Origin of the sequence: Enterococcus sp. DIV0213h (genome assembly GCF_051711285.1) — a bacterium.
Classification (GTDB): Bacteria; Bacillota; Bacilli; order Lactobacillales; family Enterococcaceae; genus Enterococcus_D; species Enterococcus_D casseliflavus.
On sequence record NZ_JBIOMH010000002.1, the window covers coordinates 20,097 to 31,338 of the forward strand.

At 36.7% G+C, this 11,242-nt stretch carries 18 protein-coding genes; all 18 read left to right on the plus strand.

Annotated elements, in window-relative coordinates:
* Nucleotides 1-24: 24 nt before the first annotated feature.
* Nucleotides 25-480, plus strand: coding sequence for a hypothetical protein (locus IGI77_RS17695; protein WP_271814603.1), 456 nt, complete (start codon nt 25-27; stop codon nt 478-480).
* 61 nt (nt 481-541) lie between these two features.
* Nucleotides 542-727, plus strand: coding sequence for a hypothetical protein (locus IGI77_RS17700; protein ID WP_438770592.1), 186 nt, complete (start codon nt 542-544; stop codon nt 725-727).
* A gap of 201 nt (nt 728-928) precedes the next feature.
* Entirely contained in the window at nt 929-1,111 is a 183-nt protein-coding gene (locus IGI77_RS17705) for a hypothetical protein (RefSeq protein WP_438770594.1), read from the plus strand.
* A gap of 181 nt (nt 1,112-1,292) precedes the next feature.
* A complete protein-coding gene (locus tag IGI77_RS17710; protein ID WP_438770596.1) occupies nt 1,293-2,426 on the plus strand; it encodes a hypothetical protein in 1,134 nt (377 codons plus the stop codon).
* A 49-nt stretch (nt 2,427-2,475) separates the two neighbouring features.
* A complete protein-coding gene (locus IGI77_RS17715) occupies nt 2,476-2,712 on the plus strand; it encodes a hypothetical protein (RefSeq protein WP_438770598.1) in 237 nt (78 codons plus the stop codon).
* The gene (locus IGI77_RS17720) at nt 2,709-2,867 is read left to right on the plus strand and encodes a hypothetical protein (RefSeq protein WP_438770600.1); all 159 of its coding nucleotides are present in this window, start codon (nt 2,709-2,711) and stop codon (nt 2,865-2,867) included. Before IGI77_RS17715 ends, IGI77_RS17720 begins: the two co-directional genes overlap by 4 nt.
* A 76-nt stretch (nt 2,868-2,943) precedes the next feature.
* Entirely contained in the window at nt 2,944-3,519 is a 576-nt protein-coding gene (locus IGI77_RS17725; RefSeq protein ID WP_438770602.1) for an NUMOD4 domain-containing protein, read from the plus strand.
* Complete coding sequence (locus IGI77_RS17730) at nt 3,519-4,160, plus strand: hypothetical protein (protein WP_438770604.1); 642 nt, start codon at nt 3,519-3,521, stop codon at nt 4,158-4,160. Before IGI77_RS17725 ends, IGI77_RS17730 begins: the two co-directional genes overlap by 1 nt.
* Nucleotides 4,147-4,575: a hypothetical protein gene (locus IGI77_RS17735; protein WP_438770606.1), complete on the plus strand. Its 429-nt coding sequence runs from the start codon at nt 4,147-4,149 to the stop codon at nt 4,573-4,575. The genes IGI77_RS17730 and IGI77_RS17735 overlap by 14 nt, the downstream gene beginning before the upstream one ends.
* Entirely contained in the window at nt 4,572-4,970 is a 399-nt protein-coding gene (locus IGI77_RS17740) for an HNH endonuclease (protein ID WP_438770608.1), read from the plus strand. The genes IGI77_RS17735 and IGI77_RS17740 overlap by 4 nt, the downstream gene beginning before the upstream one ends.
* A gap of 19 nt (nt 4,971-4,989) precedes the next feature.
* Nucleotides 4,990-5,547 (plus strand): hypothetical protein, encoded by a 558-nt coding sequence (locus tag IGI77_RS17745; RefSeq protein ID WP_438770610.1) that lies wholly within the window; start codon nt 4,990-4,992, stop codon nt 5,545-5,547.
* Between the two features lie 191 nt (nt 5,548-5,738).
* Nucleotides 5,739-6,218 carry a phage terminase small subunit P27 family gene (locus IGI77_RS17750; RefSeq protein ID WP_271815008.1) on the plus strand — a complete coding sequence of 160 codons (480 nt, stop codon included), beginning with the start codon at nt 5,739-5,741 and terminating at the stop codon, nt 6,216-6,218.
* Nucleotides 6,215-7,927, plus strand: coding sequence for a terminase large subunit (locus IGI77_RS17755; RefSeq protein ID WP_438770612.1), 1,713 nt, complete (start codon nt 6,215-6,217; stop codon nt 7,925-7,927). Before IGI77_RS17750 ends, IGI77_RS17755 begins: the two co-directional genes overlap by 4 nt.
* 13 nt (nt 7,928-7,940) lie before the next feature.
* A complete protein-coding gene (locus IGI77_RS17760) occupies nt 7,941-8,111 on the plus strand; it encodes a hypothetical protein (RefSeq protein WP_413157902.1) in 171 nt (56 codons plus the stop codon).
* Nucleotides 8,112-8,115: 4 nt separating this feature from the next.
* Nucleotides 8,116-9,261 carry a phage portal protein gene (locus IGI77_RS17765; protein WP_438770613.1) on the plus strand — a complete coding sequence of 382 codons (1,146 nt, stop codon included), beginning with the start codon at nt 8,116-8,118 and terminating at the stop codon, nt 9,259-9,261.
* Nucleotides 9,261-9,854 (plus strand): HK97 family phage prohead protease, encoded by a 594-nt coding sequence (locus IGI77_RS17770; protein ID WP_438770615.1) that lies wholly within the window; start codon nt 9,261-9,263, stop codon nt 9,852-9,854. Before IGI77_RS17765 ends, IGI77_RS17770 begins: the two co-directional genes overlap by 1 nt.
* 52 nt (nt 9,855-9,906) lie before the next feature.
* Nucleotides 9,907-11,085, plus strand: coding sequence for a phage major capsid protein (locus IGI77_RS17775; protein ID WP_438770617.1), 1,179 nt, complete (start codon nt 9,907-9,909; stop codon nt 11,083-11,085).
* 25 nt (nt 11,086-11,110) lie between these two features.
* On the plus strand, nt 11,111-11,242 hold a 132-nt coding region (locus IGI77_RS17780), incomplete at its 3' end, for a head-tail connector protein (RefSeq protein WP_438770621.1).

Consider the following 11,242-nt stretch of genomic DNA (forward strand, 5'->3'; position numbering starts at 1 on the left):
TAACTACGAAGGGAGTAGTTCAGTATGAAAACTATATTAGCTTTAGATCAAGCACTAAGTGGAACTACAGGTTATTCGGTATATAACAAAGAAACAAAGGAATTGGTAGCAACTGGAAAATATTCTGGTGGCACACTTTTAGGCAATAAGGATAAATTAGTAGAGTTGTTAGAAGAGTATGAGCCAGTGTTTGTATTACTAGAGGACACACAGCAACAAAGAAATGCTCAGACGTTCAAGCTGCTATCTGCATTATTAGGCGTTTTACAGGTCACACTAGAAGAGAGAGGTATTAAATACGAGATCGTTCACGTTCAACGCTGGCGAGCTAAAAATGATATTAGAGCTACAAACAGAGCCACCTACAAAAAACTAGCACAAGAAAAGGTTGCTGAAGTATTTAATATCAAAGTTACCCAAGACGAAGCTGAAGCTGTTCTAATTGGTCGATATTACTTTTTAAGCAGAATTGAGTTCTAGGACAAAAATGAATAATTTATATATGGCAGTTTTCACTAACAATGAAGGGGAGAGGATAATAATGGAAATCAAAGAAGTAGTTACTTACGTTACAGAAACATATGAGAAACTAATCGATAAGCAACTGAAAGGTCAACTAACTGGTGAGGAGTTTATTGAATTGAAACAGTTACAGACGCTTCAACGTCAATTAGAAGAGTATAACAGTCAATATAGAGCAGTTGTAGACTACAAAATGGGGCTTTAATAAAATATATGTCGCCCAAAGCACTATTATCTAAAGGTTTTCTTAATAAATTAAGTGTTTTGGGTTGACAAAAAGCTCGTTTGGTGGTACTCAACTTGACAAAATATTAAAATTATGTTATAATATTATTATAAAAGAACAAGAAATTTATTTTTTTACACTCAAGACACAACTCTAGTTGTGTAGAAGGAAGGGGTTTAAATGAATAGCGAAGTTAGAAAACGCTTCAATAAGTGGAGAGAAGAAAACTATTATCCAGAACTAAAGGTAGTAGCAAAAGAATTAAATGTAAACTATCAGCATTTTACAAAGTGGGTTAAAGGACGCATTGATTATTCAGATAAGTATTTAGCTAAAGTTGAAAATTTTTTAAATGATCAGTGAGTGTCACAACATGAGCTTGCTCATGGGGTGAGAACAAACGTTTAGCGTAGCTACAACGTGCGTTAGGGGGTTCGGTTTTTGAACAAGTAAATTAATTGGTACACAACATTGTTTCTTATTATTATATTATCTTTTACTAATAAGAAAAAAAGATGTGTACCAATAAGGAAGGGGTATAGAAATGGAAATTACACTATCAGAGTTATTGAAAACAAATTTATTAGAACAATCAACAAAGGACTCAATTATTAAAGCGAAAAAAATGAGAGTCAATGTTAAAAAGTCAGTGATTGCACAGTTAGAACACGTATATGAAACAGTCGAATATATTGCTGGTAAAAGGGGTCAAGAACCACGTTTTATATTAGAAAACCCAAGAGAGGTGGAAAGTGAATATAACCAGTACGCAAATGTGGGGCGCCACGCTATTGATTGGACAGCAGAAATTGAATTATTTAAAAGCTTTATCTATCAGCAAGTGGGAAGCGCCACAACTAAAACTACACTTATTTACCGCTCTCTTGGGCTAACCAGAGAAGAAAAGTCAAAGATCGCTCATATTAGAAAGGCTTTCTTTGAAAATGCTGATTTAGAAACTATGCAAAATTATGAGGACTTTTTAGACGGTGATAGATTGGCTGAAACTCAAGCATATAAAATCAGAGGTGCTTACTACAATATAGAATACCGATTCTTTAATTACAGAATTAGACAGCTTGTGGGTGTGTTAAATAAGGTTTTAGAGGAAGCTAACTATGAAGTAAGCTACAAAAACTCTGCTAACCAAGATATTACTGAAGAAGAGTATATCGAATATAAGGCACTTAAAAAGCGTTTAGAGGACAAGTACAGAAATGACGGTGTTTTATACTACAAAATTAAAAGAAAGGTAGAAAACGCTTGTCTGGACGAATTAGGCTATAAATATGCTTATGAATTGCTACACTTCTATGATAATTCGCAGTTCAAAGATTCAGTTGGCGACCAGGTGCAGTGCAAGAAAAATCTATATGAACGTATGGTGACGTCAGCACAAGCGCTTCAAGATCGTTTTGAAAAAGGTCAAATTGACGAATTACACGATACTCTATTTTCAGTATTAATGAGTAAGAAAGAGTTTAATAAGTTTATGCTTTCTTTCTTAAATTCATATATCTTTGGTTCAGAAGAAATTAGTGAAAAAGAAGCTAAGTTTGTTGATACGGTTCAAAATATTGCGCACAGTATGGAGAGTGTTAAGAAGTCTATGGAAAGAAATAATTTAGAAACTTATAGGCTGGATCGCAAGCTAGAAGTTCTACAAATGGTATCGTGACAAAAAAGTGTAATAAGTATTCTACTAAATTTATTAGGAGTGAAGAGGTATGAACAAAAAGAAAATTATTAAACAGCAGAAAAGAAATACTAAACAGTTAGTTAGTCGTGCAAGACGATTACTCAAAGAAGAGTTTGGCGAAAATTATGCGCCTACAGAATTAGATAGATTAATAGTCCTGGAATACTTTGAGGACGATCGGCATTATGACCACATGGTTAAGGTGTTCGGTGAAGAAGGCTTTAGACAATTTTTAAAACTATTCAGAGAGGGTGCAGTAATATGAAAAAATTAATTACTAAATGGAGACTACAAAGACAGTTAAAGAAAGACTTTATGGAGAGTATGAAAAGGATAAATGAAGTGGCTGAAGAAGAGGAACTAAAGGCGCAAGAGTTAGAAGAAAGGATCGCTAATTTTATTTTAAAAAACGAAAAATAGGTCTGGACTTCCCTATTAATAGCATATCACGAAACAGGCTTTAAATCAACAATTAAAACTAAGGAGAATGACAATTATGCAAAATTTAGTAGCAAATATTATTTTATACGTAAAACTTACAAGAAAGATTAACTCACTAGAAGAGTGGCGACCAGTGCCAGGACATGAAGGCTTATATGAGGTAAGCAGTCTTGGACGAGTTAAAAGCTTTGTTACCAGCAACCCAAAAATTCTTAGTGGTTCTAAAGATAAAGACGGCTATATAAAGATTGGTCTCAAGGATCACGAAGGCAACCTTAAATGGTACCAGGTACACAGATTAGTTGCTTTAGCATTTATTCCTAACCCAGAAAATAAGGGAACAGTTAACCATATCAACGAAGTTAAAAGAGACAATCGTGTAGTCAACTTAGAGTGGAGTACACAAAAAGAAAATATAAATCATGGTACAAGAAACAAACGTGTAGGAGAAAAGCTTAAAAAGCCTATACGTGCAACGAATGGCAGCGAAGTTATTGAATTTGATTCAGTTAAAGAAGCTTCAAATTTTGTATACGGCTATAACGCCCCAAGCAACATTAGAGGAATTATTAAGACAAAAGGAAAGAGTAAATCGGGTTGGAGTTTTGAATATATGGGAGTTGGTGTTTAATGACAAATAATTTACTAGAAATCAATTACACAAAAGAAAGTATTGAGATACTTCTTGAGAACTATCACAGAATTAAAGACGAACCACAATTTAAATACATTTTACTCGACCTTGATAACGCACTTTGTAGCGACTATCTAACAGGCGACCAACGTAAGCTGCTATTCATTCGTTACAACTTGGAACTAAACATAGCGCAGACAATGCAATTATTAAACATAAATTATAAAACGTACATAGACTTATTAGAGTCGGCGCTTATCATACTGTCCCAAGAGTGCGAGAGTTTCAGTTTATTCAATGAAGACGTGGTTGCGCCCCTAACTTTCACCACCCTATTGGGCGAACTAGAGTACAGAACAGCTAACATTTTCAACATTGAGTGTACAGACGTGGCTCAAGTGCTTTACGAATTGGGCGACACACTTATTTACAACGCTCTTGGGATCAAAGAAGACTCACGTGAGTATACAGACAATATTTCTAAACATAGCAAGTACATTTATAAAACTAAGGAATACGGCAAGAAAAATGTAACTGAAGACGAGTTTTATGGTCAGGACTTAAAGAACAACGTATTTTACGGTGACGACAGTCTACTGATCGCAGAGCTAGACAGGTTAGGGAGTGTTTACTATTAATAAATTTTTAGACTTAGAAAAGGAGAAACAAAGAGAGTTAGCTAACGAGTTAGCTCTCTACCTAGTAAAGTTTTTCGCACAAGACTATTACGTTGACGAAGAAGACTTAAAACAAGACTTTGAAAGCTTCAGACAACAGATTTTCTTTAAAGAGATTGTAGGAGAGTTTGAGAAAGAGCATGGGGTGAGCGTATCTTACTTGGTTAAAAACAGTAACAGGTGGAAGTTATGCCAAAATTGTAACGAGCCTTTTATAGCTTATGACACAAGGAATAGACAAAAGATATGTAAAAAGCAGATGTATGTTAGATATAGCGGTAGCAAGAAATTTAATGTAAACGGTCGCAGCATATGTGAGATTAAACAAAGAAGGAAAGCCAGCGTTAAGTGGTATCAGAAGAAGGTGGCTAAATGAGAAGACGTTGTGAGTATGGCGGTTGTAGAGAGCTGGTAGACATAGGCAATCGCTACTGTACAGCGCATAAAGCACAGTCAGCAAAAGACTATAACAAGAACGTGCGCACAAATAATGTACAGCAGCAAAACGGTAAGACAAATAAAGAAATAGCAGACTTTTATAAAAGTAAGGAATGGAGACAGACAAGGTTAGCAGTCTTGAGTAGAGATAACTATATTTGTCAAAAGTGTTTGAGAGAAGGCAGAATACATGAAGGGAACCTGGTACACCACAAAGTAGAGTTAAGAGACGTGGGTGGTTGGGAGCGTAGGCTAGATATGGATAACCTGGAAACTATTAATAGGGGTTGTCACAACACCGAGAAACACTACCATAGTCAGAGATCAAAATAAATATAGAGGAGATAAAAAAATGAAGAAACCTATTTATAAGAGACGTTGGTTTATTGTGTTAGCAGTATTTGTTTTTATGGGAGTAGTTGGTGGTTTCATAGAAGACGATACAGAGACAGCTAAGACAGTAGAGACCACAGTAGAAAGTGTTACAGAAAGTAGCACTACAGTTTCTAGTGAACCTAAACTATATGACTTAACAACTAATTTAAATGACTTTCCAGCATTCTTAGAAGACTTTGAAACTAAATACAATAGCGAGTCAGAGAAGTCAGAAGCTTATAACAGTATGGTAAGAGATAAACAAGTTACTTGGACAGGAACAGTAGTTGAGGTTTCGAGTAGTAAATTAGTTTTAATTGAGTCAAGCAAGTATCGTGAAGGTTTAACCTGGCAAGATATACAAGACGAAGGTTTGCAGTACTATACCTTTATTGCTAAGTTCGACAACGATATTCAAGAGTCAGATTTTGTTGTAGGTCAAGAAAAAACTATTACTGGTGAACCTGGTGTGCGTGGAATGAATACAGACGATCGTAAAATGTGGTGGAAACTATACAAATCTGAAGCAAAATAGTGAGTAGTCCAACGAAAGTTGGGCTATTTTTTTTTGCCAAAAAGGGTGAGGGGTACTAAATACGGGGGTAGGGTCTGAAAATTTTGTGGATCGCAGTCAACTTTTCCGCACAAAATTTTCCCTTTATGAACTCTCAAGGCTATCAAAGTCTATACAAAGAATAGCGAGAAATATCAAAAGAGGTGATTTATGTGGGAAGAAAAGCAGTATTGAGTGGGGCTTCAAGTAAGCACTACACCAAAGACGAGTTAGAAGAGAAGCAAAAACAAGAAGAGGTTTTATTTACGTTCGAGCCTTTGGACTTCTCAAAGGTACCCAAGAAGCTAGACAAACTCGCAAAAGCAGAATGGAAAAGGCTAGGTTTGATTGTTGATACACGTAACCTACCTATCAGTGAATTAGATAGAGCGATCGTTGTAAACTATTGTGTTTATGTTTCAGTTAGCGAACGTGCCAGGGAACAAATGCAAGTTGAACCTTTGACGATCGACGGACGCAAGAACCCAATAATTGACGTCTTGAATGGAGCCAATAAAGAACTTAAATCACTAGCAAGCCAGCTAGGTTTAACTATTGACTCACGTATGAGAATTAAGAACCCAACGACTGAAGCAGACAACGAGAGCGACCTATTTGCACAAATGCTGAAAGAAGCTGAAGGACAGTTATGAACGATTACGTACAAGAGTATATAGAAGCTGTAGAAAGCGGTCGTATTATCGTTGGGAATAAAATACAAAAAGCTATAGATAGACACAAGAGAGACTTAATTAAAAGCCAATCTGAAGACTACCCTTATGAATTTGACCTAGAAAAAACTAGGTTGCCTATTATCTTTATTGGATCGTTACCAGACCCTAAAAGTGGAAAGGTAAATGGAATGGCACTCTTTCAAAAGTTTATTATACAGCTGGTTTTTGGTTGGGTTCACAAAGACACAGGCTATAGACGTTTTAGAAAAGCCTATATTTCATTAGCACGTAAGCAAGGTAAATCGCTCATAAGCGCTGGAATTGCACTTTACATGCTTCTCTACGAACGTTCGCCAAAAGAAAGTAGACAAATCTATACGACCGCCAATAAAAAGGATCAGGCACGTATCGTTTTCAATATGACAAAGAAACAGTTGAAAGCAATTAGGGCGCAAAGTAAAGGTATCAAAGGCTTTACAAAGATATTGCAGACAGAACTTAAAACAACAGACGACAGTTTTATTAGTCCACTTTCAAGCGACGCAGATACATTAGACGGACTTGACACTCTCTTGGGTGTTTTCGACGAATATGCGTTAAGCCGTACTACTGAAATGATGGACGTTATTGAGTCAAGCATGGGACAACAAGACAGTCCTTTAATTTTGATTATAAGTACAGCCAGCAGTAAGTTAACTTACCCTATGTATTCGATTGAGTACCCTTATGTTACTAAAATTTTAAACGAAGAAGTTGAGGACGAAGAATATTTAGCTTTATGTTGGGAACAAGATAGCCCAGCTGAAGTTGAAGACGAAAAGCTTTGGATCAAGTCAAACCCATTACTAGAAGTTGGTGGCGAAGTAGCTAAAAGAAATATTGCCCAAATTAAGAAGCTATACAGAGAAGGACTAGCAAAAGGTACTGTCTCAAACGTTCTTACGAAGCATTTTAATTTATGGGTGCAAGCAACTAAAGAGTCTTACTTTACAGCTGACGAGTGGAGATTAGGGTATAGAGAAGAAAAATATGATATTAAAGGGCGCCAGGCTTACTTTGGTTTGGACGTTTCAAGAAGTGGAGACCTTACTTCTGTCTCTTGGGTTATCCCAATAGAGGAAGAGAAGGTTTATTTTGTTGACTCATTTAGTTTCGTGGCGACTAAGGGCGGCATTGAAGTAAAAGAACGTGAAGACAACACACCTTATAGAGAACTTGAGCGCAAAGGCTTTTGTTCTATCACAGGGCTAGAGAGTGGGCTTATTGACTATGACGACATGGTTGACTGGCTCATTAATTTTGTAAACGAAAACGACTTAGACGTTCAAGCGGTCGCCTACGACCCAGCCTATGCAAATGTGGTAGTTGGAAAACTCGACGACGTTTTACCTTTGATCCAGGTACGCCAAACTAAATTTGTACTTACGGCGCCTATACGACAGTTTAAATACGATACGTTGAACGACAGAGTGCGCCACAACGGAAACCCATTATTAGACAGGGCTATTTTTAACGCTATTACGATCGAAGACAACGACTTAGTACAAATAGATAAGACTACCAATAGAAACAAAATAGACCCTTTAATGGCGCTAATAGACGCCTACAACGAAGCAATGTACCACGACTTAGAAGAAGAGGACATAAATGAACAAATTGCCAAAAACGGCTACAGCTTTGGCTACTAAAGGAGAATGAAAAATGAATATATTATTTTATTTGCAACTGGCGCTATTGATCGTTGGGCTTATCTGCTTAACGGTCAGCGCCTTTTTAGTTTCGCTGGCTCTTGGGTTCTTTGTACTAGGAGCAATACTTGTGGGACTAGCCGTACTTTTACAGTATGAATTAAATCAATTAGAGAGGAAGTAAGTAAATGGGTTTTTTAATTAGAGACACACAACAAAACAGAAGCGCTGATCAAGCAATTATAGACATTATTAGCTTAGACAATAATGCTTCTTTGGTAACTGTTGCTGGTGATACAGCTCTTTTACAATCAGATATTTTTACAGCTGTACGCATTATCAGTGCGGACATTGCAAGCGCAGACTATAAGGTTAAAGGTAATTCATTGATCGAAGACTTACTAAACAAACAAGCTAACAACTCTACAACAGCTTACAGCTTTATGTTTACGTTGATCGCTAATACTTTGCTGAACGGTAACGGCTTTGCATTAATTGAACGAAACAAAGACGGAGTGGTTACAGGGTTACGCAATGTTAGAAGCAATATCGTAACTGTTTTAGAGTCTGAAGACGGCAAAGAATTAGGCTATAAAATCACACAAAGCAAGAAAGATACAGTGGTAAAAGCTGCTGACATGATTCACTTAAAAGCTTTTACGATTGACGGCAAGAAAGGTATTTCACCGCTCTATAGTCTTACACCAGAACTAGCTATGCAAAAGAACGGCATTATGTTGCTGGTAAATAGCTTTAAAAGGGGTATTACTACGAACGGTATTTTGAAACTTTCAAAAGGTCGGCTAAACAACGAGAGCAAGAAAGAAATCAGAGAAAGCTTTGAAGAAGCCAATTCTGGAGCAACAAACAGTGGTTCTGTAATGATTTTGGACGAAGGTGAAACGTTCGAGCAAGTTACGGTCGATACAAAAGTGCTAGACCTAATTCAAAACAATAAATATAGCACGCAGCAAATCAGCAAAACGTTTGGTATTCCACTAAACAGGTTCGGTATGGAGCTTGTAAATAGTTCTGACAACCAGGCAAACGACCTTTATATTGTTTCAACTTTAAACGCCTACGCTCGCATGATTACCCAAGAGCTAGAAAATAAACTAGGCGCCCAAGTTGAAGTAAGTTTTGCTCACCTATTGGGCGTAAGTAAGGACTCTTTATTTACTAAGCTTATGACTGAAAAACAAGGTGAAGGCGTACTTACAGTGAATGAGGTACGTAATTTTTATGGTTTAGAACCAGTAGCTGGTGGTAATGAAGTCTTTAAGAACGCAGCTTCTCAGACTATTACAAGTTTAAATAGTGGAGGTAAAGAATAATGGCACAAGACGTATCAAAACAAATACCTAACAATGAGGAAGTTCGCCCCGACTTCCTTGCGAAAACTGAAGGGGACAAAAGAATTTTAACAGGCTATGCAATTAAGTTTGGACAGCGTTCAAAAAAGTTAGGTAACTATTATGAAGTAATTGATCCTAAAGCTTTAGACGGCGTTAACTTGACTGACGTAAAAGCATTGGTAGACCACGATTACAGTAAAATTTTGGGTCGTACCAAAGCAAACACACTTAAATTAAACGTTGATAATATTGGTTTAAAGTTTGAAATCATTTTAGCAGACACTACTTATGCGATCGACTTATATAAATCAATCGAACGAGGAGACGTTAACGAGTGTAGTTTCGGTTTTAAAGTTGACGAGACAGACAGAAATTCTACAACTGTAGAGCGTATCGACGCAGATACATACTTGCGTACTGTTAAGAAAATCAAAGAACTTAGAGAAATTTCTATTGTAAGCTTACCAGCCTATGAAAACACAAATGCTGAAATCAAAAGAGACTTAGAGCAGGCAGTTAAACAATACGAAATTGAAAAAGCAGCAATCGAATTAGAGTTATTGACTTTGTAAAAGGTCAGTAGCTCTTTTTTGTTGCTCAAAAATTTATAAGGAGGACGAAGTTTTGGATATTCAAGAGTTAAAGACACAAGCAAATGAAGCACTAGAAAACGGCGATTTAACTAAAGCAAAAGAAATTTTGGCTCAGATCAAATCTATTAAAGAAACTGAAGCCGAGCAAAAAGCTATCGAAGCTGAATTAGCTGAACTTACAGCTGAAGAAGAAGTTGCGCCAGAACCAGAAACAGAAGAAGAACCAGAACAAATCGAAGAAGTTGAAGTTGAAGCTGAAGAAGAAAAACCAGCTGAAGACGAAAACGAGGACGAAAAACTTAGACAAGACAAAGAAGGAGAAGAAAGAAGCATGAAAGAAATTCAAGATTTAACAAGCAAAGTACAAGACTTTGAAGCATACATTCGTACACAAGGAACTGAAACACGTGGTTTAGATACTACTAACGGTTCTGTATTGGTACCAGTTGAGGTTTCTAACTCAGTATTAGAATTAAAAGACGGTCAAGTTGACTTGTCAAAATATGTAACAAAAGAAGCAGTAGGAACAGGACAAGGTAAATTCCCAGTTGCTAAACGTGCGCAAGCTATTTTGGCTACTAAAGCTGAATTGGCTGAAATTGCAGAGATCGACGAACCACTTTTCTTAGAAGTTGACTACAAATGTGAAACTCGTATCGGTCAAATTGCTTTCTCTAACGAACTTATCGAAGACGCAGAAATTGACGTAGTAGCATACGCTAAACGTTCTATGGAACGTATGGTTACAAATACAAACAACGCTAATATCATGACTGTATTAAAAGGCTTTACAGCTGTAAATGCTACTAATGCTGACGAATTGAAACGTGTTGTAAACGTTGATTTAGACCCAGAATTAGACCTTAAAATTGTTATGAACCAAGACGCTTACCAATTAATCGACACGTTGAAAGACGCTGACGGACGTTACTTACTACAAGATTCTATTGCTTCAGCAAGTGGAAAAATGTTGTTTGGTAAAGAAGTAATTTTAGTTTCTAACAAAGTAGCGCCTACTGCTAAAAGCACAGCTGGTTTCATTTGGATCGGTGACTTGAAAGAAGCAGTATTTATGGCTCAACGTAACGAAATTTCTGCTGAATGGGAAAAATTTGACCGTTACAGCAAAGGTTTAGCTGTTGGTATTCGTTCTGACTACAAGAAAATCGACGCTGAAGCTGGTAAATTAGTAAATTTTACCCAAGCGTAATCGAAACTGAAGGGGGCGCAGACGAATGACAATCGAAGAACTAAAGAACTACTTACGTATTGATACTAAGTCTGACGACTCTTTACTAGAAATGCTCAAATTGTCTGCTGAAGCCTATATTTTAGGCGCAGTGGACAACCAAGAGCAAGCAAAACTA

Excerpts from the sequence above, each read along its gene's own strand:
- IGI77_RS17695 (WP_271814603.1), top strand. The coding sequence starts at position 25 with ATGAAAACTATATTAGCTTTAGATCAAGCACTAAGTGGAACTACAGGT.
- IGI77_RS17700 (WP_438770592.1), top strand. The coding sequence starts at position 542 with ATGGAAATCAAAGAAGTAGTTACTTACGTTACAGAAACATATGAGAAA.
- IGI77_RS17705 (WP_438770594.1), top strand. The coding sequence starts at position 929 with ATGAATAGCGAAGTTAGAAAACGCTTCAATAAGTGGAGAGAAGAAAAC.
- IGI77_RS17710 (WP_438770596.1), top strand. The coding sequence starts at position 1,293 with ATGGAAATTACACTATCAGAGTTATTGAAAACAAATTTATTAGAACAA.
- IGI77_RS17715 (WP_438770598.1), top strand. The coding sequence starts at position 2,476 with ATGAACAAAAAGAAAATTATTAAACAGCAGAAAAGAAATACTAAACAG.
- IGI77_RS17720 (WP_438770600.1), top strand. The coding sequence starts at position 2,709 with ATGAAAAAATTAATTACTAAATGGAGACTACAAAGACAGTTAAAGAAA.
- IGI77_RS17725 (WP_438770602.1), top strand. The coding sequence starts at position 2,944 with ATGCAAAATTTAGTAGCAAATATTATTTTATACGTAAAACTTACAAGA.
- IGI77_RS17730 (WP_438770604.1), top strand. The coding sequence starts at position 3,519 with ATGACAAATAATTTACTAGAAATCAATTACACAAAAGAAAGTATTGAG.
- IGI77_RS17740 (WP_438770608.1), top strand. The coding sequence starts at position 4,572 with ATGAGAAGACGTTGTGAGTATGGCGGTTGTAGAGAGCTGGTAGACATA.
- IGI77_RS17745 (WP_438770610.1), top strand. The coding sequence starts at position 4,990 with ATGAAGAAACCTATTTATAAGAGACGTTGGTTTATTGTGTTAGCAGTA.
- IGI77_RS17755 (WP_438770612.1), top strand. The coding sequence starts at position 6,215 with ATGAACGATTACGTACAAGAGTATATAGAAGCTGTAGAAAGCGGTCGT.
- IGI77_RS17760 (WP_413157902.1), top strand. The coding sequence starts at position 7,941 with ATGAATATATTATTTTATTTGCAACTGGCGCTATTGATCGTTGGGCTT.
- IGI77_RS17765 (WP_438770613.1), top strand. The coding sequence starts at position 8,116 with ATGGGTTTTTTAATTAGAGACACACAACAAAACAGAAGCGCTGATCAA.
- IGI77_RS17770 (WP_438770615.1), top strand. The coding sequence starts at position 9,261 with ATGGCACAAGACGTATCAAAACAAATACCTAACAATGAGGAAGTTCGC.